The organism is Candidimonas humi (assembly GCF_019166065.1).
GTDB classification, from domain to species: domain Bacteria; phylum Pseudomonadota; class Gammaproteobacteria; order Burkholderiales; family Burkholderiaceae_B; genus Candidimonas; species Candidimonas humi.
In genome coordinates this window covers 1-26,924 of record NZ_JAHTBN010000014.1, presented here as the reverse complement: position 1 = coordinate 26,924, position 26,924 = coordinate 1, and the positions used below count along the sequence as shown (strand labels likewise).

The 26,924-nt window shown below is 65.8% G+C and carries 18 protein-coding genes; 12 read left to right on the top strand and 6 right to left on the bottom strand.

Going from position 1 to position 26,924, the window contains the following annotated elements:
- The first annotated feature begins 29 nt into the window (after positions 1 to 29).
- Positions 30 to 3,920 carry an ATP-dependent RNA helicase HrpA gene (hrpA, locus tag KVP10_RS19565; protein WP_217966432.1) on the top strand — a complete coding sequence of 1,297 codons (3,891 nt, stop codon included), beginning with the start codon at positions 30 to 32 and terminating at the stop codon, positions 3,918 to 3,920.
- Between the two features lie 127 nt (positions 3,921 to 4,047).
- On the opposite strand, the gene KVP10_RS19560 is transcribed toward hrpA, so the two are convergent.
- Together KVP10_RS19560 and KVP10_RS19555 are read right to left on the bottom strand one after the other, a co-directional pair.
- Positions 4,048 to 5,262 (bottom strand): CaiB/BaiF CoA transferase family protein, encoded by a 1,215-nt coding sequence (locus KVP10_RS19560; protein WP_217966431.1) that lies wholly within the window; start codon positions 5,260 to 5,262, stop codon positions 4,048 to 4,050.
- A 131-nt stretch (positions 5,263 to 5,393) separates the two neighbouring features.
- The gene (locus tag KVP10_RS19555; RefSeq protein WP_217966430.1) at positions 5,394 to 6,293 is read right to left on the bottom strand and encodes an aspartyl/asparaginyl beta-hydroxylase domain-containing protein; all 900 of its coding nucleotides are present in this window, start codon (positions 6,291 to 6,293) and stop codon (positions 5,394 to 5,396) included.
- Positions 6,294 to 6,524: 231 nt separating this feature from the next.
- Here KVP10_RS19555 and dnaE point away from each other — a divergent pair, with 231 nt between their 5' ends.
- The 7 genes from dnaE (at position 6,525) to KVP10_RS19520 (ending at position 16,165) form a co-directional block, all read left to right on the top strand.
- On the top strand, positions 6,525 to 10,061 hold the full coding sequence (dnaE, locus tag KVP10_RS19550; protein WP_217966429.1) for a DNA polymerase III subunit alpha: 3,537 nt from the start codon (positions 6,525 to 6,527) through the stop codon (positions 10,059 to 10,061).
- Positions 10,061 to 11,161, top strand: a complete 1,101-nt coding sequence (locus tag KVP10_RS19545; RefSeq protein ID WP_217966428.1) for a glycosyltransferase family 4 protein — start codon at positions 10,061 to 10,063, stop codon at positions 11,159 to 11,161. Before dnaE ends, KVP10_RS19545 begins: the two co-directional genes overlap by 1 nt.
- Complete coding sequence (locus tag KVP10_RS19540) at positions 11,158 to 12,006, top strand: polysaccharide deacetylase family protein (RefSeq protein WP_217966427.1); 849 nt, start codon at positions 11,158 to 11,160, stop codon at positions 12,004 to 12,006. Before KVP10_RS19545 ends, KVP10_RS19540 begins: the two co-directional genes overlap by 4 nt.
- A 50-nt stretch (positions 12,007 to 12,056) precedes the next feature.
- A complete protein-coding gene (locus KVP10_RS19535; RefSeq protein ID WP_343218778.1) occupies positions 12,057 to 12,851 on the top strand; it encodes a glycosyltransferase family 2 protein in 795 nt (264 codons plus the stop codon).
- A gap of 147 nt (positions 12,852 to 12,998) precedes the next feature.
- On the top strand, positions 12,999 to 13,706 hold the full coding sequence (locus KVP10_RS19530) for a polysaccharide deacetylase family protein (protein WP_246600863.1): 708 nt from the start codon (positions 12,999 to 13,001) through the stop codon (positions 13,704 to 13,706).
- A gap of 39 nt (positions 13,707 to 13,745) precedes the next feature.
- A complete protein-coding gene (locus KVP10_RS19525) occupies positions 13,746 to 15,020 on the top strand; it encodes an O-antigen ligase family protein (RefSeq protein WP_217966424.1) in 1,275 nt (424 codons plus the stop codon).
- Positions 15,021 to 15,034: 14 nt separating this feature from the next.
- The gene (locus tag KVP10_RS19520; RefSeq protein WP_217966480.1) at positions 15,035 to 16,165 is read left to right on the top strand and encodes a glycosyltransferase family 4 protein; all 1,131 of its coding nucleotides are present in this window, start codon (positions 15,035 to 15,037) and stop codon (positions 16,163 to 16,165) included.
- 33 nt (positions 16,166 to 16,198) lie between these two features.
- Here the strand turns inward: KVP10_RS19520 and KVP10_RS19515 are convergent, their stop codons facing one another.
- Complete coding sequence (locus KVP10_RS19515; protein WP_217966479.1) at positions 16,199 to 16,963, bottom strand: YdcF family protein; 765 nt, start codon at positions 16,961 to 16,963, stop codon at positions 16,199 to 16,201.
- Positions 16,960 to 17,931, bottom strand: a complete 972-nt coding sequence (locus KVP10_RS19510) for a glycosyltransferase family 9 protein (protein WP_217966423.1) — start codon at positions 17,929 to 17,931, stop codon at positions 16,960 to 16,962. The genes KVP10_RS19515 and KVP10_RS19510 overlap by 4 nt, the downstream gene beginning before the upstream one ends.
- A 109-nt stretch (positions 17,932 to 18,040) precedes the next feature.
- Between KVP10_RS19510 and msbA the strand changes: the two genes are divergently transcribed.
- A complete protein-coding gene (gene msbA / locus KVP10_RS19505; protein WP_217966422.1) occupies positions 18,041 to 19,819 on the top strand; it encodes a lipid A export permease/ATP-binding protein MsbA in 1,779 nt (592 codons plus the stop codon).
- A gap of 54 nt (positions 19,820 to 19,873) precedes the next feature.
- Entirely contained in the window at positions 19,874 to 20,344 is a 471-nt protein-coding gene (locus KVP10_RS19500; RefSeq protein ID WP_217966421.1) for a hypothetical protein, read from the top strand.
- A 39-nt stretch (positions 20,345 to 20,383) separates the two neighbouring features.
- Here the strand turns inward: KVP10_RS19500 and KVP10_RS19495 are convergent, their stop codons facing one another.
- Positions 20,384 to 21,181: an AraC family transcriptional regulator gene (locus tag KVP10_RS19495; RefSeq protein ID WP_217966420.1), complete on the bottom strand. Its 798-nt coding sequence runs from the start codon at positions 21,179 to 21,181 to the stop codon at positions 20,384 to 20,386.
- A 297-nt stretch (positions 21,182 to 21,478) separates the two neighbouring features.
- On the opposite strand from KVP10_RS19495, the gene KVP10_RS19490 reads away from it, so the two are divergent.
- Both KVP10_RS19490 and KVP10_RS19485 read left to right on the top strand, forming a co-directional pair.
- The gene (locus tag KVP10_RS19490) at positions 21,479 to 23,734 is read left to right on the top strand and encodes a TonB-dependent siderophore receptor (RefSeq protein WP_217966419.1); all 2,256 of its coding nucleotides are present in this window, start codon (positions 21,479 to 21,481) and stop codon (positions 23,732 to 23,734) included.
- Between the two features lie 137 nt (positions 23,735 to 23,871).
- The gene (locus KVP10_RS19485; RefSeq protein WP_217966418.1) at positions 23,872 to 24,276 is read left to right on the top strand and encodes a hypothetical protein; all 405 of its coding nucleotides are present in this window, start codon (positions 23,872 to 23,874) and stop codon (positions 24,274 to 24,276) included.
- A gap of 164 nt (positions 24,277 to 24,440) precedes the next feature.
- Here the strand turns inward: KVP10_RS19485 and rng are convergent, their stop codons facing one another.
- Positions 24,441 to 25,904: a ribonuclease G gene (rng, locus tag KVP10_RS19480; protein ID WP_217966417.1), complete on the bottom strand. Its 1,464-nt coding sequence runs from the start codon at positions 25,902 to 25,904 to the stop codon at positions 24,441 to 24,443.
- Between the last annotated feature and the right edge of the window lie 1,020 nt (positions 25,905 to 26,924).

Sequence of the window (26,924 nt, the reverse complement as noted above, 5' to 3'; positions counted from 1 at the left end):
TTAAAACACCCGCCAAAACAGTTGCGAATATGCCGCGCCGCCCCGCGCAGGCCCGCCCCAGGCCTGCGGCCGCGGCGCGCCCGCTGCCGGCCATCGCCTATCCGGATGACCTGCCGGTCAGCGCGCGCCGCGACGATATTGCGGCGGCGATCCGCGGCCACCAGGTGGTCATCGTCTGCGGCGAGACCGGCTCGGGCAAGACCACCCAGTTGCCCAAGATCTGCCTGGAGCTGGGCCGCGCCGAGTTCGGCATGATCGGCCATACCCAGCCGCGGCGCCTGGCGGCGACCTCGGTGGCGCGGCGCATCGCGCAGGAACTCGGCACCGAACTGGGCGACTGGGTGGGCTACCAGGTGCGTTTCAGCGACCGCACCGGGCCGGCCGCCGCGATCAAGCTCATGACCGACGGCATCCTGCTGGCGGAATCGCAGCGCGATCCGCTGCTGCGCAGATACGGCACCATCATCATCGACGAGGCGCACGAGCGCAGCCTGAACATCGATTTCCTGCTCGGCTTCCTGCTGCAGTTGTTGCCGCGGCGGCCCGACCTGAAGCTCATCATCACCTCGGCCACCATAGACGCCGAGCGTTTCTCGCGCCATTTCGCGCGCAAGGGCCGGCCGGCGCCCGTGGTCGAGGTGTCCGGCCGCCTGTATCCGGTCGACATCCTGTACCGTCCTGTGGCGCGGGACGAGCCCGAGGCCCCCGAGCCGGGGCGTGGCGCGCGTGCAGACGAGGAACGCGATCTGATCGACGCGGTGGTCGACGGCGTGGCCGAGTGCGCGCGCCATGGCCCGGGCGACGTGCTGGTGTTCCTGCCCGGCGAGCGCGAGATCCGCGAGACGGCCGAGGCGCTGCGCAAGCATCATCCCGTCGGCGCCGAGATCCTGCCGCTTTATGCGCGCCTGTCGCAGGCCGAACAGGAACGCATCTTCCGGCCGCAGGGCAATAGCCGGCGCATCGTGCTGGCCACCAATGTGGCCGAGACTTCCCTGACGGTGCCGGGCATACGCTATGTGGTCGACAGCGGCCTGGCGCGCATCAAGCGCTATTCCTGGCGCAACAAAGTCGAGCAGTTGCGCATCGAGCCGGTCAGCCAGGCCTCGGCCAATCAGCGCGCCGGGCGTTGCGGCCGCATTGGCCCGGGCGTCTGCGTGCGTCTCTATGACGAGACCGATTTCCGTGCCCGGCCGGCCTATACCGACCCCGAGGTGCTGCGTTCTTCCCTGGCCTCGGTGATCCTGCGGATGAAGGCGCTGCGGCTGGACGACATCGAGAGCTTCCCCTTCGTCGATGCGCCCACGGGCCGCGCCATCGCCGACGGCTACCAGGTGCTGCAGGAACTGGGCGCGCTGGACGAGACCAACCGCCTGACCGAGGTGGGCCGGGAATTGGCGCGCCTGCCGGTCGATCCGCGCGTGGCGCGCATGGTGCTGGCGGCCCGCGACCAGCAGTGCCTGGCGGAGATCCTGGTGATCGCCGCCGCTTTGTCGGTGCAGGATCCGCGCGACCGGCCCGCGGCGGAGCGCGATGCCGCCGAGGCCGCGCAGGCGCGCTTCGCGGACGACAAATCGGAATTCCTGTCCTATCTCAAGCTGTGGCGCTGGTACGAAGAGCAGGTCGAGCACAAGGCCTCGCAGCGCAAGCTGGTGGCGCTGTTGCGCCAGAATTTCCTGTCGCCGCTGCGCCTGCGCGAATGGCACGATGTGCACACCCAGCTCGCGGCCCTGGCCGGCGAGCAGGGCTGGCGCAGCAACCAGTTGCCGGCTACCTACGAGCAGGTCCACATGGCGCTGCTGGCCGGGCTGCTCGGCAATATCGGCCTGAAAAGCGAGGAGGGCGCCGGCTACCTGGGCGCGCGCGACATCCGCTTTCATATACATCCGGGTTCGCGCCTAGTGAAAAAAGCCGGGCGCTGGATCGTCGCGGCCGAGCTGGTCGAGACCACGCGCCTGTATGCGCGCTGCGTGGCGAAGATCGATCCGGTATGGCTGGAGCGGGCCGGGGCCCATCTGCTGCGCCGCAGCTGGTCGGACCCGCGCTGGGAAAAAAAGGCCGGCCAGGTCGTTGCCAACGAGCGCGCCACGCTATATGGACTGCCGGTATACAGCGGCCGCCGGGTCCACTACGGCAAGATCGATCCGGCGGCAGCGCGCGAGCTTTTCATCCGCCAGGCCCTGGTGCCGGGGGACATCGACAGCGAACTGCCTTTCGTGGTCCAGAACCGGCGCCTGATCGCCTCGATCGAGAAGCTCGAACACCAGGCGCGGCGCCCCGACATACTGGTCGACGATGCGCTGATCTACGCGTTCTACGAGCGCCTGATTCCGGCCGATGTCTGCCAGACCGCGACCCTGGAGAAATGGGTGCGCGGCCTGGACCGGCAGGCTGCGCAGGCGCTGCTGCTCACGCGCGATGCGCTGATGCGCCACGAGGCGGCCGGCGTCACCACCGACGTCTTTCCCAAGAAGGTCGAGTGGCAGGGCGTGCAGATGGCGCTGGACTACCACTTCGAGCCGGGCTCGGTGCGCGACGGGGTGACGCTGACGGTGCCCTTGTTCGCCCTGAACCAGATCGACCCGCAGCGCTGCGAGTGGCTGGTGCCGGGCATGCTCAAGGAAAAAGTGCTGCAGTTGCTCAAGTCCCTGCCGCAGAAGCTGCGCCGCCACTGCGTGCCGCTGCCCGATTATGCTGCGGGCTTCTACGAGCGCTGGTTCGAGCGCGCCGCCGATCCGCAGCAGGGCCTGCTCGAGGCCCTGGCGGCCGATATGTGGGAACACGTGAAAGTGCGCCCGGTACGCGGCGACTTCAAGCTGGAAACGCTGGCGCCGCACTTGTTCATGAATTTCAAGGTGGTCGACGAACACGGCCGCATGCTCTCGGGCGGACGCAACCTCGACCAGCTCAAGGCCGAGCACGGCCGCCAGGCCCAGGCCTCGTTCCAGAAATTCGCCGCGCGCGACGACCAGGTGGCGCAAGCCCTGGCCCACGAGAACCTGACGTCCTGGAGCTTCGGCGCCTTGCCCGAGATCATGGAGATCCGGCGCAAGGGCCAGTCTTTCATCGGCTACCCGGCGCTGGTGGATCGCGGCACGCATTGCGAGCTGGACGTATTCGACGACCCGGCCCAGGCGCGCCAGCAGCACCGTGCCGGCCTGCTGCGCCTGTTCCGCCTGGGCCTGCGCGACCAGGTGAAATTCCTCGAAAAAAGCCTGCCCGAGTTGGCACGCACGAGCGCGCCCGCGCGGGCGCCCGGAGGGCGCGCGAGCCCGCCCTCGGGGGGGATGTCGCGTCAGCGACAGGGGGGCACTCCAACCGGCATGCTGTACATGGGCCTGGGCACCCAGGAAGAGCTGAAAGACCAGATCATCGATTGCGCGCTGGAACAGGCCTGCCTGGCCGAGCCCTGGCCGGTGGACGAGGCGAGCTTCGAGGCCCGCCGCGCCGAGGGCAAGGGCAGGCTGGGCCTGGTGGCCCAGGAGATCGCCCGCCTGGCCGGCCAGATATTGAATGAATGGGCGGCGCTGCAGAAGAAGCTGCCTCAGGCCAAGCCCCATGCCCAGGCCTACGCCGACCTGCAGCAGCAGCTCGGCGGCCTGATGGGCAAGTGGTTCGTGCGCGACACCGCCTACGGCCAGTTGGTGCACTATCCGCGCTACCTCAAGGCCGCGCAGGCGCGCGTCGACAAGCTGCGCGCCGATCCCGCGCGCGACGCGCGCCTGATGGCGGAGATGGCGCCGCTGCTGGTCCAGTATCAGCGGGCGCGCTCGGCGCTCAAGGGGGCGGCCGACGCGCGCCTGGACGAGTTCCGCTGGATGCTCGAAGAACTGCGCGTGGCCTTGTTCGCCCAGGAGCTGCGCACGCCCATGCCGGTATCCGTGAAGCGGCTGGTCAAGGCCTGGGAGGCTCTGCGCCGCTGAACGGCCCGGCACGAGCAGGGATGACGGCCTCGCTGCGTCTTGCCGCACTCGCACTACTTGTGCAGCCCGCGGGCGCGCGCTTCGTGCGCCCTGCGCGCGCCAGGCCGTCAGGCTCCGGGGTATGGGTCTATTTCTCTTGGGCGGCGCCGTTCTGGATGATGCCGCGGCGTTCCCAGTCCTTGCGGGTCGCGGCGTCTATGCCCAGGCTTTCCAGCACGCGCTCGGTGTCCTGTCCCAGGCCGGGTGCCGGGCTGCGCACCTCGCCGGGCGTGGCGCTCAGCTTGGGCACGATGCCGGGCAGCTCGATCGGCGTGCCGTCGGCGAGCCGGCTCTGCAGGATCATGTCGCGCGCCCGATAGTGCGGGTCTGCGCAGATGTCGGCGATGTCGTAGACTCGCCCCGCAGGGATACGCGCCTCGTGCAGTTTTTCCAGCACCTCGTCCAGGCCCAGGCCGCGGGTCCAGGCGCCGATGGCGGCGTCTATGGTCTGGGCGTGCCGGGCGCGGCCGTCGTTGTGGGCGTATTCGGGGTTGGCGGCCATGTCCTCGCGCCCGATGACGGACATCAGCCGCTTGAAGATGCTGTCGCCGTTGCCTGCGACCAGCGCGTACTTGCCGTCGGCGCACATATAGGCGTTGCTGGGCGTGATGCCCGGCAGGCTGCTGCCGGCGGGCTGGCGCACGGCCTTGAACACCGAATATTCCGGCAGCAGGCTTTCCATCATGTTGAACACCGATTCGTACAGCGCGACGTCGACCCACTGGCCTTCACCGCCGTTCTGTTCCCGATGGCGCAGCGCCAGCAGCACGCCGATCACGCCATGCAGCGCGGACAGCGAGTCGCCTATGGACACCCCCACGCGCACCGGCGGGCGGCCCGGTTCGCCGCTCAGGTGGCGCAAGCCCCCCATGGCCTCGCCCACTACGCCGAAGCCCGGGCGATCGCGGTAGGGGCCGGTCTGGCCATAGCCCGAGACGCGCAGCATGATCAGGCGCGGATTGAGCTGGTGCAGGGCTTCCCAGCCCAGGCCCCATGCTTCCAGCGTGCCGGGGCGAAAGTTCTCGATCAGGATGTCGGCTTCGGCCGCCAGGCGGCGCACTACGTCCTGGCCTTCGGGCTGGCGCAAGTCCAGCGCCAGCGACTGCTTGTTGCGCGACTGCACCGCCCACCATACCGATGTGCCTTCGTGCAGCATGCGCCACTTGCGCAAGGGGTCGCCGGTGCCCGGCGGCTCGATCTTGATGACTTCGGCGCCGAATTCGCCCAGCATCTTGGCTGCGAACGGGCCCGCTATGAGCTGGCCCAGTTCCAGCACGCGTATTCCACTCAAAGGTTTCAGCATGGCGGGTAAGCTTGAAGAAATGACGATTGTTATGTGATTGAAGCCTGAATGCGCCCGACTGCGGCGCAGACGGGAAGTGTACGCCCGTCGCGGCATTGCCGCGGGCCGGCCCGGCCGCGTGCGGCGCGGGATCAGAGCAGCACGAAGCCCGCGATCACGGCCAGGATCAGGCCGTACTTGGTGGTCTTGTAGGCCCGGCGGTTCCAGTGCTTGAAGGCGCGGCGCTTCTGCTCGAGTTGCCAGTGCCAGTGGGTCAGGCGGTTGATCGCGCCGGTCTGGTCGCCGCCGTCGTTGGGAGAGCTGGCCGCCGACATGGCCACCCGGCCGAACCAGTGGTTCAGGCGCTCGGCCCAGCGCCAGCGTAGGGGCCGCTCGATGTCGCAGAACAGAATGATGCGGTTGGCCCCGGTTTCGTTGGCCGCGCTGTGCACATAGGTTTCGTCGAACACGATGCTGCGCCCGTCGCGCCAGCTGTAGCGCTTGCCGTCGACGTCGATATGGCAGCCGTCGTCGTTGGGGGTGGCCAGGCCGAGATGGTAGCGCAGCGAACCGGCATAAGGGTCGCGGTGCGGATTGAGCTGGCTGCCGGGCGGCAGCTCGGCGAACATCGCGGCCTTGATCGCCGGTATGCTTTCCAGCAGCGCCACGGTGCGCGGACATAGCGCCTGCGCGGACGGGTGGTGCACGTCATACCATTTCAGGTAGAAGCGCTTCCAGCCATACTTGAAGAAAGAATTGAAGCCGATGTCGTCGTGTTTGTCGGCAGCCTTGATGCGTTGCAGGCGCGACAGGTTCAGGGCCTCGTCGCGGATGCTTTCCCAGTTGGCGTCCAGGGTGTCCAGGCCGGGCAGGCTGCGGGAGGCGATATAGGGCGTGGTGGGAACGCGCGAGGCCAGCACCATCAAGGCGTTCAGCGGCGCCAATAATATGGAATGGTCCAGGAATTGGCGGCCTAGCGGTAAACGCACTTTGCCGCGGAAATGAATGAACAGGATGGCGAGTATCCAGATCGCCGGAAGCAGCCATTTCATGGCAGGTCGATTACCCGTTTCATAATAAACCTGGCAATATTTTGGCCGAACGCGCGGGGTTTGTCTCCTTGCCGTGATTTCAATTTGTTTCAGGCGCAGCAAGGCTGCCCTCATGCTTCGGGAAGCGGCGAAACCCGCGAGGGTCGGACCCTCGCCGCCGGCATTCCGGGCGCGGCCATCGACACTCCGCGATCATGGTTGTGGCGGGGTTTCTCTTAGTACAATCCCCGCATGACGACAGCCACTCTCCCCGATTCTTTTGTTCACCTGCGTGTCCACTCCGAATTCTCGGTGGTCGACGGCATCGTGCAGATTCCGCAACTGGTCAAGGCCGTGGCCGGCTTCGGCCAGCCGGCGGTGGCCCTGACCGACCTTGCCAATATCTTCGGCCTCATCAAGATCTACAAGGCCGCGCGTTCCAAGGGCGTCAAGCCCATTGCCGGCTGCGATATCTGGCTGCAGAACGACGAAGATCGCGAGAAACCGTCGCGCTTGTTGCTGCTTGTCACCAACCACCGGGGCTACCTGAATTTGTGCGACCTGCTGACCCGGGCCTGGCTCGACAATCAGTATCGCGGCAGGGCGGAAGTGCGCCGCGAATGGCTGGAAGGCAAGGAAGGACTCATCGTGCTGTCGGGCGCCCGGGGGGGCGACGTCGGGCATGCGCTGGAGGCCGGCCGCGAACAAGAGGCGAGGGCGCTGGCGCGCCGCTGGGCCGAACAGTTTCCCGGCCGCTACTATATAGAACTGCAGCGCGCGGGGGCCGACGGCGATGAAGCCTACGTGCAGGCGGCGCTGCGCCTGGCCGCCGAGCTGCGGCTGCCGGTCGTGGCGACCCATCCCGTGCAGTTCGTCGAGGCACAGGATTTCCGCGCCCACGAAGCGCGCGTCTGCATCGCCGAAGGCGAGCAACTGGCCAACGCCAAGCGCGTGCGGCGCTTCACCGAAGAACAATACCTGCTCAGTTCCGAGGAAATGGCGCGGCGCTTTGCCGATGTGCCTTCGGCCCTGGCCAATTCGGTCGAAATCGCGCGGCGCTGCAACCTGACGCTGGACCTCGGCAAGCCGCGCCTGCCCGATTTCCCCACGCCCGACGGGGTGACGCTCGACGACTACATGGTGCGGCTGGCGCGCGAAGGCCTGGAACGGCGCATGCTGCAGTTGTTCCCCGACGAAGCGGAACGCCAGGCCAAGCTTGCCCAGTACCAGGAGCGCCTCGAATGGGAATGCAAGACCATCGTCAGCATGGGCTTTCCGGGCTACTTCCTGATCGTGGCCGATTTCATCAACTGGGGCAAGCACAACGGCGTGCCGGTAGGGCCGGGGCGCGGCTCGGGCGCAGGCTCGCTGGTGGCGTTCTCGCTGGGCATCACCGACCTGGACCCTATCCGCTATGACCTGCTGTTCGAACGTTTCCTGAATCCGGAGCGGGTGTCCATGCCCGACTTCGACATCGATTTCTGCCAGGACAACCGCGAACGCGTCATCGATTACGTCAAGCAGAAGTACGGCAAGGATGCGGTCAGCCAGATCGCCACCTTCGGCACGCTCGGCGCCAAGGCCGTGGTGCGCGACGTCGGCCGGGTGCTCGAGATGCCCTACAGCCTGTGCGACGGCCTGTCCAAGCTGATCCCCTTCAATCCCGCCGATCCCTGGTCGCTGGAACGCACGCTGGAGAACGAACCCGCCTTCAAGGAACGCTACGAACAGGACGAAGAAGTGCGGGCCCTGATCGACCTGGCCCGGCCCCTGGAAGGCCTGACCCGCAATATCGGCATGCACGCCGGCGGCGTGCTGATCGCGCCGGGCAAGCTGACCGATTTCTGCCCCTTGTACTGCCAGCCCGGCTCCGACAGCAACGCCGTGTCGCAATTCGACAAGGACGATGTCGAGGCTGCGGGCCTCGTCAAGTTCGACTTCCTGGGCTTGCGCAACCTGACGATTCTCGACTGGGCGGTGCGCTTCGTGCGCCGCTTCAATCCCAGCCTGCGCGACTTCGACGTGATGGCGCTGCCGCTGGACGACCCGCAGGCCTACAAGCTGCTCAGCGAAGCCAATACCACCGCCGTGTTCCAGCTGGAATCGCGCGGCATGAAAGAGCTGCTCAAGAACCTGCGGCCCAACACTTTCGAAGACATCATCGCCATGCTGGCGCTGTACCGGCCGGGGCCGCTGGAATCCGGCATGGTGGTCGACTTCGTCAATCGCAAGCACGGCCGGGCCGAGGTGGATTACTTCCACCCCGATCTCGAATCCGTGCTCAAGAGTACCTACGGCGTGATCGTGTACCAGGAACAGGTCATGCTGATCTCGCAGATCATCGGCGGCTATACCCTGGGCGGCGCCGACCTGCTGCGGCGCGCCATGGGCAAGAAGAAGGCCGAGGAAATGGCCAAGCACCGCGAGATCTTCGAAAAGGGCGCGGTGCAGAAAGGATACGACGCGGCGTTGGCGGTCAAGCTGTTCGACCTGATGGAAAAATTTGCGGGCTATGGCTTCAACAAGAGCCATTCGGCAGCATATGCCCTGATCGCCTACCAGACGGCCTGGCTCAAGGTCTACCATCCTGCCGAATTCCTGGCCGCTACCCTGTCCTCGGACATGGACGACACCGACAAGGTGCAGGTGTTCTGGAAGGACGCCCTGGCCAATGGGGTCGAGGTCCTGCCGCCGGACGTCAACGCTTCGCCCTACCGTTTCGAGCCGGTCGCCGACAGCCATACGAAAGAGGGCAGGCCGCCGCGCACCATGCGCTATGGCCTGGGTGCGGTCAAGGGCACCGGGCAGGCCGCGGTCGAGGAAATCATCCGCGCCCGCGAAGAACAGGGTCCGTACACCAGCCTGTTCGATTTCTGCCGCAAGGTCGATCGCCATACCGTCAACCGCCGCACCATCGAGGCGCTGATCCGCGCCGGCGCTTTCGACAGCATCGAGGAAAACCGCGCGGCACTGCTGGCTACCGTGGGCAACGCCATCGAAGCCGCCGAGCAGGCCGAGCGCAGCGCCAACCAGGTTTCGCTGTTTGCCGACAACAGCAACGACATCGTCCAGGGCGAACTGGCCAAGGTACAGCCCTGGGACTTGCAGACCCGGCTGACCGAAGAAAAATCGGCGCTGGGCTTTTACTTCAGCGGCCACCTGTTCGACGCCTGGCGCGACGAGGTGCGCCGCTTCGCTCCCCAGCCGCTGGCCCGCTTGCAGCCATCGCGCAACCTGCAGTGGTTCGCCGGCGTGCTGGCGTCGGTGCGGCCCAAGATGACGCGCCGGGGCAAGATGTTGTATGCGCTGCTGGACGACGGCTCGGCCCAGGTCGAGGTGGCGATCTTCAACGAACTGTACGAACTGCACCGCAATCGCCTCAAGGAAGACCGCCTGGTCATCATCCAGGGCAAGGTCAGCCACGACGATTATTCCGGCGGCCTGCGGGTCTCGGCGGAATCCCTGTACGACCTGCAGCTTGCGCGCGAGGCGCGCGCGCGGGCGCTGCGCATCACGCTCAACGGCAACGCCGATGCGGCGCGCCTGCGCCAGGTGCTGGATCCGTTTCGCGCGGCCTGCGCCGATGGCGCGCCCGCCAGGCCCGGAGGCATCCCGGCCCCGGCCGCCGCTGCGCCCGCGACGGGCGTGCCTGTCGAGATCGCCTTGCATCGCGAAGGCTACGCCTGCACCGTGCGGCTGGGCGACCAGTGGCGGGTGCGCATGGCCGACGGCCTGTTCGAACAACTCGGCGGCTGGGTCCAGAGCGATAGCGTCGAGGTGGCCTACTGATGCGCTCCTTGCGCATCGTGCATTCCGAGGCGGCCACCAGTTTCGGCGGCCAGGAAGGGCGCATCTTCAAGGAAATGCACGCCATGCGCGAGCGCGGCCACGAGGTCGAAGCGATCTGCCAGCCCGACGCCCAGCTCGCGACGCGTCTTGCGGCCGCGGGCTTTGCGGTGCATACGCTGCCCATGGACGGCGTGCCCAACTACATCAAGGGCGTGCTGAGCATCCGTTCCCTGTTGCGGCGCGGCCGCTACGACGTGCTCAACACCCATAGCCGCCGCGACACGGTCATCGCTGCGGCCGCGGGCAGGCTCGCCGGCACCCCTCTCATTGTGCGCACGCGCCATCTGGCCAGCAGGGTCGGCTCGCTCTGGTCATACACCGGCCTGCCGCATTGCGTCATTACCGTCAGCGATCACGTACGCCGCCACTTGATGGAACGCGGTGTGCCCGCCGCGCGGATCGCCACGGTGTATTCGCCCATCGCCTTGCCGCCTCCCGTCGAGCATTCCACCTTGCGCGACGAACTGGGGCTGGCCGATAGCGATGTGGTGGTAGGTTGCGTGGCGGTGATGCGCGCCACCAAGGGGCATCGCGAACTGATCGATGCGATGCTGCCCTTGATGCGCACCCGGCCCCATCTGCATCTGGTATTCGTGGGCGGCGGCTCGCCCGTGTTCGAGCAGACCCAGGCCTATATCGCCGAGCTCGGCATGCAGGGCCGCATCCATCTCATGGGCATGCGCCGCGATGTGCCCAATCTGCTGGCGGGCTTCGACATCTTTGCGCTGGCCACGCGCCAGGAGGCTTCGGGCACCGTCTACGTCGAGGCGCAAGCCAGCGGACTGCCGGTCGTCGGCACCGACGTGGGCGGTGTATCCGAGATGATGCGTGCCGGGCAGACCGGCTTCCTGGTGCCCCTGGACGACCGCGAGGCGCTCTCTGCAGCGCTGGAGCGCCTCATCGACGATCCCGAGCTGCGGCGCAGCATGGGCAGGGCCGGGCGCGACATGGTGCGCGGCGAAGGCATGTTCTCTCCGGAGCGCCTGGCCGAGCGCACCGAGGAAGTCTATCTGCGCTGGCTGCAGGAGCGAGGCAAATGAAACAGGCGCACAACGTCCCGGTACTGATGTACCACCATGTCACGCCCCGGGCCGGCATGATCACCGCCTCGCCGCAGGTCTTCGAGCAGCAGATCGCCGGCCTGGCGCGCGCCGGCTACCGTTCGCTGGATACGCGCGAGTTCCTGGGCCACCTGCGGGGCGAGCCGGTGCCGACCAAGTCGGTGCTGATCACTTTCGACGACGGCTACCTGGATAACTGGGTGCACGCCTATCCGGTGCTGCAGCGCCATGGCATGAAGGCGGTGCTGTTCGTGGTGACGGGCTGGATAGGCGAGGGCGCGGCGCGGCCGCACGCCGGGCAGGGCAGCGTGCCCGATTGCCCGGATCACCACGCCTGCATGCGGCTGGTCGAAGAGGGCCGCCACGACGAGGTCATGGCGCGCTGGAGCGAGCTGCAGGCCATGCGCGCGTCGGGCACTTTCGAGATCTACAGCCACACGCATACGCACACCCGCTGGGACAAGCTGTATGCCGGCGATGCCGCGCGCAAGTGCGAGATGCTCGAGCGCGACCTGGCGCTGTCGCGCCAGGCGCTCGACCTGCACATGGGCGCAGCCGGCGACCAGCTCTGCTGGCCGCAGGGCTACTTCGACGCCGACTACCTGCGCATCGCGCAGGCCGCGGGCTTTCGCCACCTGTACACCACGGACGCCCTGGGCCAGAACGTCGCCGGTACCGACCCGCTGCACATACATCGCTTCGCGGTCAGCAACCGCGGCGGCTCATGGCTGCTGCGCCGCCTGGCGCTGGTCGGCCACCCCTTTTTCGGTCCGCGCTACCACGCCTGGAAGGCATGGAAAAAGCGCCGGCGCAACCGCGCATGAGCGTTCCGTCCCACGGACAAGATGTCGCGCAGCGACAGGAGGGTATATCAGTGAGCCGGACCGCCCAGGAGCCTGCCGTCAGATTGTCCGTCATCGTCATTACCAAGAACGAGGCGGCGCATATCGCTGCCTGCCTCGAGTCGGTCGCATTCGCCGACCAGATCGTGGTGCTGGATTCGGGCAGTACCGACGACACGCCGGAACTGGCCCGCCAGGCCGGGGCGCAAGTGCACCACACGGCCGACTGGCCGGGCTTCGGTCCGCAGAAGAACCGTGCGCTGGACCTTGCCGACGGCGACTGGGTGTTGTCGCTGGATGCCGACGAGCGCGTCCCGCCGGAACTGGCCGACGAGATACGCCGGGTCGTCGCCGCGCCCGCCAGGGACGGCTACGAAATCGCGCGACTGTCCGACTTTTGCGGCAGCCCCATCCGCCATAGCGGCTGGTGGCCGGACTACGTGCTGCGCCTGTTCCGGCGCGGCGCTGCGCGTTTCAGCGACGACGCGGTGCACGAGCGCGTGGTGTTGAACGGCGAGGCCGGGCGCTTGCGCGGGCACTTGCGCCACTATCCCTATGCCGACCTCGAGACGCTGGTCGCCAAGATCAACCGCTATTCCACCGATGCCGCGGCCATGATGTATCGCCGCGGCAAGCGGGCCGGGGCGCTTGCCGCAGTGGGGCACGGCTTCTGGACCTTCGTGCGCATCTACCTGATCCGTCGCGGCTTCCTGGACGGGCGCCGCGGGTTGGTCCTGGCCGGCGCGGCGGCGGCGGGCAGTTTTTTCCGCTATGCCAAGCTGATGCTGCTGTCGCAGGGTGCGACGGGGAACAAAGAGCATCCCTGATGCCTGGCCGGCCGCGGCATGCCGCGGGCATGCTCCGCATGCATCGCTGCGCCGGATGCCAGAACCTCCTCAAGGCGGCGCACACCCCCTCCCGGACGAGCGCTGGAGAGGCAGAAATGGAATAATGTGCCGATGATTCCTGTACTCATGTATCACCAGATCGGCCTGCCGGCGGCCAAGGGAACGCCGTATCGCGGCCTGACCGTGCATCCGGCCGATTTCCGCCGCCAGATGTCGTGGATGCGGCGCCTGGGCTACCGCGGCCTGGCCATGCGCGACCTGCAGCCTTATCTGGACGGCGAGCGGCAGGGCAAGGTGTTTGGCATCACCTTCGACGACGGCTACCGCAACGTCTACGAAAATGCGCTGCCGGTGCTGGGCGAACTGGGGTTTACCTCGACCAATTATTTCGTCGTCCGCCAGCTTGGCGGCAGCAATGCCTGGGACGCCGAAAAAGGCGTGCCGCCGTCACCCCTCATGTCGCTCGAGGAAATGCGCGGCTGGGCGGCGGCGGGGCAGGAAGTAGGGTCCCACACGCTGGACCACGTCCATCTGCCGCGGATTTCCACCGAGCTGGCCGAACTGCAGATCCGCCAGTCCAAGACGCAGCTCGAAGACCTGGCGGGTGTCGAGGTGAGCGCGTTTTGCTATCCTTACGGCCACGAAACCCCGGCTCTGCGGGACATGGTGCGCAATGCGGGCTACCTGAATGCCACCACCACGCAGCGCGGGCTGGCGCGACGCTCGGACGACCGCTACGGCATCCCGCGCGTCACCGTGGCGCGTTCCACGCATATACTGCGTTTCCTGCAGAAATGCCTGACGCGCCTTGAAGACCGTCGGCGGCAGGATTGAACGACAGTTTGCAAGGCATACGGCGAAGTGGTGAAAAAAATGGATACAGTGGGCGGCCCCTTGGAATTGATGGCTTCGTTGGGAGCGTTCCTGTTCTTCTGCCTGATGCTTGCCGTGCCTTCGGGCTATTCCTATGGCGCGGCCTTGCTGTTGCTGGCGGGGCTGGCGTACTGTGCGCAGCGCCCGGCCTTGGGGCTGAGCCGCGAAGACCGGGTCCTGGCATGGCTATTGTTGGTCAACACGCTGCTCCCGCTAGCCATATTCCTGGTGCATGGCGACGAACTCAAGACCATAGACCAGTCCAGCCGCTACGTCATGGCGATCCCTATCATGTGGCTGTGCATGAAGCATCCGCCGCGCCGTTCCTGGATATGGGCCGGGGTGGCGCTGGGTGCGATCGCCTCGGTGGGCATCACCTTGTGGCAGCGCCACTGGGAAGGCGTGGACCGTGCCACGGGGTTCGTCACCAGCGCGATTCCGTATGGCGATATCGGGCTGGTGATGGCGATGTTGTGCGTTGCGGCCTTGTTCTCGCGCCCCGCTACGGGCACGGGCCGGACGTGGCCATGGTCCTGTATGCTGGGCCTGGGCGTCGCCGCGGGCCTGTACAGTTGCGTGGCCTCGGAAACGCGCGGCGCCTGGATCGCGGTGCCGCCGGTCGCGGTGATATTCTGCGTGGCATTCGGGCGGCGGCGCGACCTTTGGCGGCTGCTGGGCGCCGGGCTTGCCGTAGTGGCCCTGCTTGCGGCGGTATTCGTCATGATGCCCGACAAGGGCCTGAAAGAGCGCAGCTTCGAGGCGGTGCACGAGGTCCAGATGTACCTGCGCGACCGTAATTCCGGCACTTCTGTCGGCGCACGGCTCGAAATGTGGCGCATGGCTATTGAAAACATACCGAAGAAACCTGTGCTGGGCTGGAACTATGCCGAATATGAGGCCGAGGTCCATCGCGAGACCGTCAAGAACAAGGTCGATCCGTTCGTGGCTACGCTGGCCAATACCCACAACAATTATCTAGAGGCCTGTCTGCACCAGGGCGTGTTCGGCCTGCTGGTGCTGCTCGCCTTGTATGCATATACATTCGGGGGGTTCTGCAGGCGCTTGCGGCATCCCGGCCGAAACGTGCGCATACCGGCCGTATGCGGCGCGTCGGTGGTAGTCTCGTTCTTTATTTTCGGCTTGACCCAGGTAATTCTGGGGCGCAACAATGGGGTGTTGTTCTTTCTTGTGAGCCTGGCCATTTTCTGGGGCAGCATGCGCCATGAAGAAGATCGGGCCCAAGACCCCGCGCGCCCGGCCGGCTCCGTCTCCTGACCTCGATGCCCAGACTGAAAATCGCCTTTGTCGTCGATCGCTTCGGCAACCGCTACGGCGGGGCCGAGGCCTATGGCGTGGCGCTCATGCGAGAGCTTGCCCGCGACCACGATGTCACGGTGTATGCGCGCAGCTACGATCGCGCCTGCGGACTGGACCTGCCTTTCGTGCGGCTGGCGTTCTGGTCGGGCTGGCCGAGCTGGCTGCGCGTGCTGTGGTTTGCGCGACGCGCCGCGCGCCTGACCCGCGGCCGCTACGATATCGTCCATTCGCACGTGAACGGCAGTTGCGGCGACGTCGAGGTCGTGCACGTCACGCCGGTGCGCTACAACTGGAAGCTGCGCCGCCTGCCGTGGCACAAGCGCCTGCTGGCCGCCGTCAGCCCACGGGTGCTTACCTACCTGGCCCTGGAGCGCGGCCGCGTCGCGCCGCGGCCGGGACATCGCACCGTGGCTGTATCGGGGCTGATCGCGCAACAGTTGTGCCAGGCTTATGGCGAGGCGCTGCAGCCGCCGGTGATCCCGCCCGGCGTGAGCCTGCCCCCCGAGGCGGATCCGGCGCAACGCTTGCGTACCCGCAGCGAAATGGGCTGGTCCGAGACCGATCGCGTCTGCCTGCTGGTGGCCCGCAACCCCATGCGCAAGGGCTTGCCCACCGTGGTCGAGGCGCTGGCGAGCCTGCCGCCGCACTACAAGCTGCTGGTGGTGGGCGGCAGGGCGGTAGCGCGCGAATTTCTCGATGGACATGCCGACGACGCGCTGCGGGCGCGCATCGGCCTGGTGGACACGACATCCGATGTCGCCGCCTATTACCGGGCGGCCGATCTCTATGTGCATCCGACCCTCAACGACAGCTTCGGCATGGCGCCGCTCGAGGCCATGTCTTTCGGGCTGCCGGTCATACTCAGCCCCAGCCCCTGGTGCGGTTTCGCGCAATACGTCGAGGCCGGCCGCGAGGCCCTGGTGCTGTCGCACCCCGAAGACGCGCAGGAACTGGCACAGGCGATTGCTCAGGTGGGCGCGGACGGCGCCTTGCGCGCCAGCCTGGTGCAAGGCGGCGCCAGGGTGGTGGCGCGGCATAGCTGGGCCGAGGCGGCGCGCCGCTACGCCGGGCTGTACGAAGAAATATTGGCCGAGAAGGCCTGAGTCCCGTCCGCGCCTGACGCGGATTTGCAGGCTTCAGATCCAGCCGCGTATCCAGTACGCCAGCATGCCCGCGTATTCCTTGATGATGGAGCGGCTGGCGTCCAGCGCCCGCATGCTGGGCAGCCAGAACGAGAACCCCGATTCGGTAGGCACGAAGATCTGCGGCGCGGACGGCGCCGCAGTCGCGATAATGCCCTGCTTGCGAAACACCGCCATGGCGCGCGGCATGTGCAGGGCCGAGGTCACCAGCAGGATGCGGGTGATATGCAGGGCCTTGAGCTTGGCGGCGGTATACAGCCCGTTTTCGTGGGTATTGCGGCTGCGGGTCTCCAGGATCATGGCGCTCCTGGGTATGCCTTGTTCTTCCAGGGTGCGGGCCATGACCTGCGCCTCGCTGGTGTGGCCTTCCAGCGCGGCCCCGGACAGCACGATGAGCGGCGCGCGCTGGGCCTTGTACAGCACGGCGGCGGTGTCCACGCGCGGCGCCGCCGTCTGCTTGTCGTAGGGTTCGAACCAGTTGGTCCGGTTATTGGCCGTATTGCCGCCCAGCACGACGATGGCGCCGGCCGTCGGCAGATCGGAGGGCAACTGCTGGGGGTAGATCTGTTCCAGCCTGCCTCCGGCCCACAGCGACGTGGCGGGCAGCGACCAGAAAACCGCCCAGCATATGCCGCAAGCAGCCAGCAGGAGTGCGGTCCTGCGGCGCCTGGCCATGAACAGGACCAGTGCCAGCACCAGCAGGGTGATGCACAGATTCAACGGGATGACCAGATTGGTAAAAAAAATTGACATTGCTATTGGTCGGGATCTTGGCGCAAGAGCTCGCTGGCCGTGTCTCGCACCTGGTCCAGTGTCGGCCACCGGGTCGACGAGCCGAGGCAGGTGGCGCGCGGCGACCAGGGGCCGGTGCGCGTGCGCTCGGTGACGCCGAACAGGGTCAATTGCCGGGCATCGGCCGCCGCGGCGATATGGGATACGCCGGAGTCATTGCAGACGACCAGGCCGGCCAGAGATGTGAGTGTAGCAAACGCTCCCAGATGCAGCGACGGCAGGCACAGGGCGGTAGGGGCGTTGCTACGGGCCTCGGCCAGTTCCGAGGGCGGCGGGCACATGGCCACGACGTGCCCGAGTTCCTGCAGGCTGCGCGTCAAGGCGTCGAAATAGGGCCAGACCTTGACCCGCCCGCGGTGCAGCCCGGTAGCGGTCGGGGCGATCAGCACGAACTTGCCCGGCTCCAGGCCGGCATCGGCCACGGCCTGGCGTCCCTGGGCCAGGTGGCGCGCGGACAGCTTCAGGCCGAGGCGCGGGCCCGGCCGCGGCGGCACGGCGGCCAGCCCCCAGCGGGCCAGCGCCTGGGAGGTGGCGTAATACCAGGATTCGACAGCATGCAGCGTTGCCGGCGGCTTGCGCAGGGGCCAGCGCAGGATCAGGCTGCGCCCGTCATCGCGATACCCGGCGCTGGGCACGCCCGCAAATTTGAACACCATGGCGCTGGACAGGGAGTCCGGCAGCAGCAGGCCGCGCGTATGCACGTGGCGGGATTTCTTGCGGTGGGCGTCGACGGCGGCGCGGTCTTCGCGCCAGCGCCCATGCATTTCGACGAATCCGGCCAGTTCGTAGGCCGAGAGCAGGTCGCGCGCCCAGGGCCGTGCGCAGGCCACCACCGGTATGCCGGTATTCAGCAGCGCCTGCAGGCTGGGCAGGCACATGCAGACGTCTCCGATCCAGTTGGGCAGGCGTACATAAATGGCGGACAGTATGGGCATGGATCGGGACTGGGAATCGGGACATTCGTGCGTGAAATCGGCCCTTATTATCGGCGGATTTCACGCAACGTTAAAATAGGCAGTTTTCCAACGCTTGCAGAGGGTATTTTTGGATCCCGTCACGCCGTCCACGCCATCGCACTCCAGGCCCGTTGCGCTCGACATATGGCGGCGCATCTATGTCCGCCTGGGGCCTTACTGGAAGGCGGTGGTGGTGTCGGCCGTGCTGCTGGCTTTGGCCGCCGCGACCCAGCCCACGCTGGCGGTCATCATGAAGCCCCTGCTCGACCAGGGCTTTACCGGCGCCAAGCCCTATTACGTCTGGGCGATCCCGCTGGCCGTGATCGTGCTGGTGCTGCTGCGCGGGATATGCAGTTTCGGCAGCGACTACCTGCTGGCCTGGGTTGCCAACAAGATGCTGCTGGCGCTGCGCGCGGAAATGTTCCAGCGCCTGCTGGGCCTGCCCGACGAAGAATTCCGGCGCGGCGATTCGGGCCGGCTGCTGAACCGCTTCACCATCGACGCCGGCAATGTCACCGCCTACGCCACCGATGTGATCACCGTCCTGGCGCGCGAAACCCTCGTCGTAATCGCGCTGCTGTGCGTGCTGGTGTACATGTCGTGGCAGCTTACGCTGATCGTGGTGGTGATACTGCCGATCTCCACGCTGATCGCACGGGCCTTCATCCGGCGCCTGCGCCGCATCAACCGCGACACCGTCAATATGAATGCCGAACTGACGCGGGTAGTGGGCGAAAGCATAGACGGGCAGCGCGTGATCAAGCTGTTCGACGGCTACGAAAGGGAATCGGGCCGTTTCGAGTATGTGAACGGACGGCTGCGGCGCTTTGCCATGCGCGCCGCCACGGCGGAAGCCGCGATGTCGCCGCTGGCCCAGTTCTCGATCGCCTTGTCGGTGGCCGCGGTCATCGCGGTGGCGCTGTACCAGGCGAATATGCACGCCCTGACGGTAGGCAGCTTCGCGTCTTTCATGGCCGCCCTGGGGCAGATCTTCGATCCGGTGCGGCGCCTGACCAATGTCGCCGGCCGCATGCAGCGCATGCTGGTTTCCGCCGAAAGCGTGTTCACCTTGATCGACCACGAACCCGAAGCGGACACGGGCACGAAGGTCTTCGACCGGCCGGTGCAGGGCAGGGTCGAATTCCGCAATGTCACGCATCGCTATGCCGACGCTGCCGGCGACACCGTGTCCGACGTGTCGTTCACGATCGAGCCGGGGCAGACGGTGGCCGTGGTGGGGCGCTCGGGCAGCGGCAAGACTACCCTGGTCAATATGTTGCCGCGCTTCGTGATTCCATCGCAGGGGCAGGTCCTGATAGACGGCCAGCCCATCCAGGAACTGACTTTGCGCAGCTTGCGCCAGCAATTGTCGCTGGTCAGCCAGGATGTGGTGCTGTTCGAGGGCAGCATTGCCGAGAACGTGGGCTACGGCGCCCTGCATGACGCCAGCAGGGAAGAAATCTACGCGGCGCTCGAGGCCGCCAATCTGCATGCCTTTGTCGACAGCCTGCCCGACGGCCTGGATACCCCCGTGGGGGAAAATGCCAGCAAGCTGTCCGGGGGCCAGCGCCAGCGCCTGGCGATCGCCCGCGCCCTCATCAAGAATGCCCCCATTCTCATCCTGGACGAGGCTACTTCGGCGCTGGATAACGAGTCCGAATGGCAGGTGCAGGCCTCGCTCGACCGGCTCATGGTGGGCCGCACCACGCTGGTAGTGGCGCACCGCCTGTCGACGGTGCAAAGAGCCGACAAGATCGTCGTGCTCGACGGCGGGCATATCGTGGAGCAAGGCCGCCACGAGAGCCTGCTGGCCAACAATGGCTTGTATGCATGGCTGTATCGCATGCAGTTCAAAGAGAATGCATAATGTCGCCGTGTATGGCGGCCTTCCGATGATGCGTACTACGTCTGGCGTCCGAACATGAAAATAGATATCTTGAGAGCCTTGCCCTGGAAGCGTTCCGCCTTGTTGCTGGGCGCCGCGCTGGCGCTGGCCGGCTGCGCGGCGCGCGGGCCCGAGGGCCTGCACCTGAACGATCTGCTCACCAGCGACTATTTCCGCCTGCAGCGCAACATACCCTACGACACCTTCGCTCCGGTGCAGATGGCGCTGTTCAAGCATCAAAGGGCCTGCGGCGGCGACATCACCTTCACCGCCGATCCGAACCACGCCAGCTACGCCATCGTCACCGAGAAAGATTTTCCCGGCGCCGGCTGGGACCACACCCTGGTCATCCGCCTGGTCCTGTTGCAGGATCGCCCGGTAAAGGCCGCGGCCTACAGCTATTACGCCGGCACCGAACACCGGATCGACCGCATGTTCGACGCCATCATCAAGCCCGGCGTGTGCGAAGACAAGCCCGCTGCCGCGCCCAGGCCCGCCGGGCACTGATCTGCGTCGGCTTCCTGGCTCACGCCCAGGGGCGGGGCCTTACGCCGGCTCGTCTTGCGGGCTCTTGAGATAGCGCTGCGGGGTTTGCCCGGTCGCCTTCCTGAACATGGCGATGAAGGCGCTGGAATTCCGGTAGCCCAACTCCGCGGCGATCGTCGCCACTGTCATGCCTCGCGCCAGCCGCGATACCGATTCCGCCAGCCTGAGCTGCAGCCGCCATTGCCCGAAAGCCAGCCCGGTCTCCGTCTTGAAGAGGCGCCCGAGTGTGCGTTCGCTCGCGCCGACGCGCTCGCCCCATTGGTCCAGCGTATCGTTGTTGCCGGGCTCCGCGATCAGGCGTTCGCAGATCTGCTGCAGGCGGCGGTCCTGCGGCAAGGGCAGGCTGCCCTCGTGCGCCTGGGGCGCATCGCACATTTCCCGCAGCAGCAGGGGAATGATCAATTCCGCGCGGTGGTCGCGGGCCAGCCGCCGGTCTTCCTCCATGGCCGCCACGAGTTCGCGCAGCAGCGGCGAAATCACCAGCACGCGGCATTCATCTCCTTCCCACGGCGACATCTCGGCCTCGATGTAGACGCTGTACAAGTCGATCTCGCCGATGGCCTGCAATTCGTGCCCCACGCGCGAGGGCAGCCATAGGCCGCGGCGCGGCCCCAGGGTCCAGGCGCCGCCCGGAGTGGTAATGCGCAGCACGCCGCGCGTCGTGAAGACGAACTGCGGCTGGTGATGGGAATGCCAGCTCTCCAGGTCGCCGTCCTGGTAGGTATAGGCGCTGGCGATGACGGGGCGCGACAGGCGCCGGTACTTGAAGCCGGGAGGGCGGTGCCAGATCTGGCTCATTTGCGTAATTAATGAAAATAAAAGCGTAATACCGCCATATCTTGACGGTATTGAGTAGCTGGATGGCGAGACATCGCTAAAGCATCAGGCGTATTCTATCTCGCCTCCAGCTTAGTTGTTAAAAAAAATAGCAATGATTATCAATACTGTTTTTGAAACCAGTGATGCTGCCGCCTCAAGCCCATGCCCCTGTATGCCTTGCGCCCTGTGTCCGGGCGCGGCCGACGCGGTTCGACCAGCCGCTGATTCGGCGCAGGCAAGTTTCTTGGCAAATCAATAGAAAGTGGGAAAGAAAATATGAATCGGGGAAAAATCGGCGTGCGTCGCAGCAGCATGGTCCACAGGCATCATGTGCCTCGCAGAGTCGCGCAGGCGCGAGCCATATCGCTTGCGCTTGCACTGCTGTGCGCCGAATCCGCCTGGGCGCAAGCGGCCGCGCCGGCTTCGGATGCGGGGCAGGGCGCCGCGGCCGGCGGGTCCGCTGCGGTGTCGGAGCTGCCGGCGGTGGTGGTGCGCGGCGGCCGGGAAGCCGGCGACACGGGCTATGTGGCGCATGCCGGCGCGACCGGCACCAAGACCGACACGCCCCTGATCAGGACGCCGCAGTCGGTCTCGATCGTGACCCGCGACCAAATGGACCTGCAGAACGTCCAGAGCGTCGCACAGGCCTTGCGGTACACCTCGGGTATCGCGCCGGAACAGCGCGGCACGAATAACAGCACTCTCGAATATCTGTATGCCCGCGGATTCCTCATCGACGAATTCTGGAACGGCCTGCGCACGCCGGGGCCGGCGGGCGGCTTCGGGTATAACGTGACGAGCTACGATCCTTATTTGCTCGAGCGCGTGGAATTCCTGCACGGCCCTGCATCGGTGCTGTACGGCCAGGGTTCGCCGGGCGGCACGGTGAACCTGGTAAGCAAGCTGCCTACCGAACGGCCGCTGCACGAGATCGGTTTCCAGACCGGCAGCTATGGCAGGGCGCAGGGTTTCTTCGATTTCAGCGGGCCCGTGGACCAGGACGGCAAGCTGCTCTACCGCATTACCGGCGACGGTTTCGATGCCGGCACCCAGACCGATCACGTCAGGCAGCAGCGCTTCGCCATCGCCCCGAGCTTTACCTGGCGCCCGACGTCCGACACCAGCCTGACGGTCTACGCCAACTACCAGGCCGATCCGAAGTCCGGCGGCTACAACTCGGTTCCCGCCGTGGGCACGGTGCTGGGCGGACGGGTCTCGATCCCGCGCAGCTTCGACCCGGGCGAGCCCAGCTTCGACAGCTTCCGCAAGACCCAGGAATCCGTGGGATACATACTGAGCCACCGGCTCAACGATGTCTGGTCGTTCAAGCAGAGCTACCGGTTCCTGCATAACAGCGACACGACGAAATATGTCGGATCCAACGGCTATGCGTCCGACGGCACTTCTTTGCTGCGCACGCCATACCTGTACGACGGCATGGTCAATTCCCATACCATCGACAACCAGGCGATCGCCACATTCGCCACCGGCGCGGTCGCGCACAAGCTGCTGCTGGGGCTCGACTACCAGCACTTCCAGTACGACCACGATTTCTACGGCAGCCTTGCCAGCCCGCCGCCGCTGAGCGTCGCCAATCCCGTATACGGCCAGCAGATCCCGAACCCGGACTTCATGTTTGCCACTTCGGGCGCAGTGACCGTCAAGCAGCTTGGCCTGTATGCGCAGGACCAAATCGATATCGGCCGCTGGTCTTTCCTGCTGGGCCTGCGCCAGGATTGGGCGGACCAGGATTCGCAGTCCTACAAGCCGGGCTCGTCGTCCACCCATCAGTCCGACAGCGCCTTTACGTGGCGTGTCGGCGGCGTGTACCAGTTCGACAACGGCATTGCGCCGTATATCAGCTATTCGACTTCGTTCCAGCCGCAAACCGGCACCGATTTCAACGGCAATGCCTTCAAGCCGACCACCGGGAAGCAGTACGAGGCGGGCGTGAAATTCCAGCCCAAGGGCTACGACAGCTTCGTCACCGCGTCGGTGTTCCGCATTGACCAGGACAATGTGTCGACTTCCGATCCCTCGCACGTCGGCTTCAGCGTGCAAACGGGCCAGGTGCGCTCCGAAGGCCTCGAGCTCGAGGGGCGCGCGAGCCTGACCGACAGCCTGCAACTGATCGCCAGCTACACGTACACGCATCTGCTCAATACCCGCAGCAATACCACTAATCTGGACAAGGTGCCGCCCGGCATCCCGCGCAATGCGGGTTCGTTGTGGGCCGACTACACCTTGCGCAAGGGCCCGCTGGCGGGGCTGCAGATGGGCGCCGGCGTGCGTTATGTGCAAGGTTCGTACGGAGACGCCACCAATACGTTCATGACTCCGTCGGCGACCTTGGTCGACCTGGCCCTGCGCTACGACCTGGGGCGCGTGTCCTCGAAGCTGAACGGCTGGACCGCCACGCTCAATGTCAGCAACCTGGCCGATCGCAAGTATGTCGCATCGTGCATCGCCAGCACTTTCTGCACCTGGGGCGAGGGGCGCGTAGTCCTGGCGGGGCTGAAGTATCAGTGGTAAGCGCGGGCCCGGCGCGTAGCGCTACGGTTGCCGGACGGCTCCGCAACCGAAAAGACAAGGCTGGCCCGAGGGTGATGCCCGGGCCTCGCCGGTCGCGGCGGTACACTCCTGTTCGCAAATAATAATCAGGAGGCAGCATGAAGGCATTTGTAGTGTTCGTTGCGGCGGCTGGATTGCTGGCACTTGGCAGTGCAGCGGCAGAGAACAAGCCAGGCGCCGAACAACGGTTTCTCATGCAAATGAATTCCGCTCCCGTTTTATGTTCGAAGGCAGCGGGGCTGGCCAGACGCAGCGGCTACTCCGGCGAGATTCAAAGGACAACGGAATGCATCGACAAAGAATTAGCGGCCGGCAGGACTCGATACGAGACAATGATGCGACGCTCCGGGAGGAAGACTGCCAAAGCGGCGCTCAAGGATATGTATGAGGCATGGGAGGCCTACATGAATTCCATCGACCCATTCGACCCGCCCGATAGATCGGCAGAAATTCGCTATGTCGACGCCGCCAAGCGCTGGAAACTGGAGGCCGGTTTTAAATGAAGCATTCACTCTGAGCTCTTGGGCCCTTGCTGCCTCTGTTCTTGCCACTCTCGCTGCCGCTTATCCGCTTGAGCCGCCCGCTCTATGCGCCGCCTGCATGTCCCTGTATGTCTATTGGCGCGCCTGCCTCTATGCAAGCGCCGAAAATCAGCAAGCCCCGAAAATCACATTAATACGATGTCGTATTGCTCTTGCGAATACACGCGTTCGACTTCCAGCGATATGGGCTTGCCTATGAAGTCGCCGAGCATGGCCAGGTGCTGGCTTTCCTCTTCGAGGAACAGGTCGACGATCGCCTGCGAGGCGAGGATGCGGAATTCCCGCGGGTTGAACTGGCGCGACTCGCGCAGTATTTCGCGCAATATTTCATAGCACAGGGTGCGTGCAGTCTTGACGCTGCCGCGCGCCTGGCAGGTGGGGCAGGGCTCGCACAACTGGTGCGCCAGGGAATCGCGCGTGCGCTTGCGCGTCATCTCGACCAGGCCGAGCTGGCTGAAGCCGCTGACCGTCATGCGGGTGCGGTCCTTGCTCAGCGCCTTGTTCAGTTCCGTCAGCACCGCGTTGCGGTGCTCGGGATCGTCCATGTCGATGAAATCGAGAATGATGATGCCGCCCAGGTTGCGTAGCCGCAACTGGCGCGCCAGCGCCTGCGCGGCCTCGAGGTTGGTCTTGAATATGGTGTCGTCGAAGTTGCGCCCGCCCACGTAGCCGCCCGTGTTCACGTCGACGGTGGTCAGGGCCTCGGTCTGGTCGATGATCAGGTAGCCGCCGGACTTCAGGTCGACGCGGCGCGACAGCGCGCGGGCGATTTCCTCGTCGACGTTGGCCGTATCGAACAGGGGGCGTTCGCCGCTGTAGTGCTTGATGCGGCCCAGCACCGAGGGGGTGTAGATGCGCGCCCAATCCATCAATTGCTGGGTGGTGGTGCGCGAGTCGACCAGGATGGTGCCGGTGTCCGGCCCCACCATGTCGCGCAGCACCCGCTGCGCCAGCGTCAGGTCGGTATGCAGCACGGACGGCGTGGGCTGGGTCTTGGCCTGGGCCTGGATGCTGGTCCACAGGGTGAGCAGGTAGGACTGGTCGGCGCGCAGCTCTTCGTCGCTGGCGTCGCTCGCCTGGGTGCGGACGATGAAGCCGCCTTTCTCGCCGTCGGGCAGCAGGCTGGCGACGCGCTCGCGCAGCGCCAGCCGTTCCTGTTCGGACTCGATTTTCTGGGAAATGCCGATGTGCGGGTCGTGGGGCAGGTACACCAGCATGCGGCCGGCGATGCTGATTTGCGTGGACAGGCGCGCGCCCTTGCTGCCCAGCGGGTCTTTGATGACTTGCACCATCAGGGATTGGCCTTCGAACAGCAGCTTCTCGATGGGGGTCATGGTGCCGCCGCTGCTGCGTTCGTGGCGGTTCTGGCGCAGGTCGGCGACGTGGATGAAGGCTGCGCGCTCCAGCCCGATGTCGATGAAGGCGCTCTGCATGCCGGGCAGCACCCGTACGACTTTGCCCAGATACAGGTTGCCTACGTGGCCGCGCTGGATGCTGCGCTCTATGTGGAGTTCCTGGACCGCGCCCTGTTCGACCAGGGCCACGCGGGTTTCGAAGGGGGTGACATTGATGAGGATGTCTTGGGACATGTAGTGTCTTTGTAATTGGGTCTGCCAGGGATCGGCGGGGCCCGGCGTCGTCGCCCGCGGGCTGTCGCGGCCGGAGTCCTTGTCGCAGGCGCTTGCGCGCGGGAGTTCGGGTTGCCAGGCCATGACGAGCCCGCCGACTGGCTCGGCAGGGATGTCGATTGCAAAAGTCTATTTTGAGGCCTGGCGGCGCAAGTGGCAAAACGGGGCTATTCTGGACCTCGGCTGTGAGTGGGGTCTCATGTTGGCGGGTTTGTTGGGCAAGGCGTAGCGGGTGGGGCCCGCCGGGCGGGGGTTTGGTTCGTCGCTCTGCGTTGGGCTACGATGCGTCGCGGGGTTTGTTTCTTTAGGCGCGGCCTAGCACGGGGTACCTCCTTGCGGTTCGATGACCCACTCACCTCCAGGAGGCACCCCATGCTCTCCGCTCGTTTTGTAGGCGGGTGGGGGCTGGTTGGTGGGGGTTTGGTTCGTGGCCGGGCGTTGTGTCTTGGTTCGGCGCTTGGCGTTGGGCCTGGGTTCGTCCCTGGGGCTGGTTCTTGAGGCGCGGCCTAGCACGGGGTGCCTCCTTCCGGTTCGATGACCCACTCACCTCCAGGAGGCACCCCGTGCTCTCCGCTCGTGTTGTAGTCGGACGGAGTCCCGGATAGAGGCCTGATCGGGGGTCGGATGGGCCCGTCTTGAGGCGGGGTTTTGGCTGGCTGCGGGTCGATTTGCCCGCTCCTAAAAAGGTGTGCTATAGTTCGGCTCCTTCGCTGCGGGACATCACGGGTTAACCCTGATGAGCTGGCGGCAAGGCGAGGCCGAAGGCGGGCCGCGCGGGCGGGTAAGCGGGACGAGAGTTCGTGCTAACCCGGATGCGCAGGCCAGGCGAATCGGGCGGGAGAAAGAAGCTTCAGCGGTACGTTAAAAACTTCCTTCTCCGGTTTGACAAGCTTAAAAAACTCCTTCATAATCTCGTTTCTCTGCTTCACACACAACGCACTGCACAAAACGCAGGGTGCTGTAGGCAAAGCGGAACTGCTC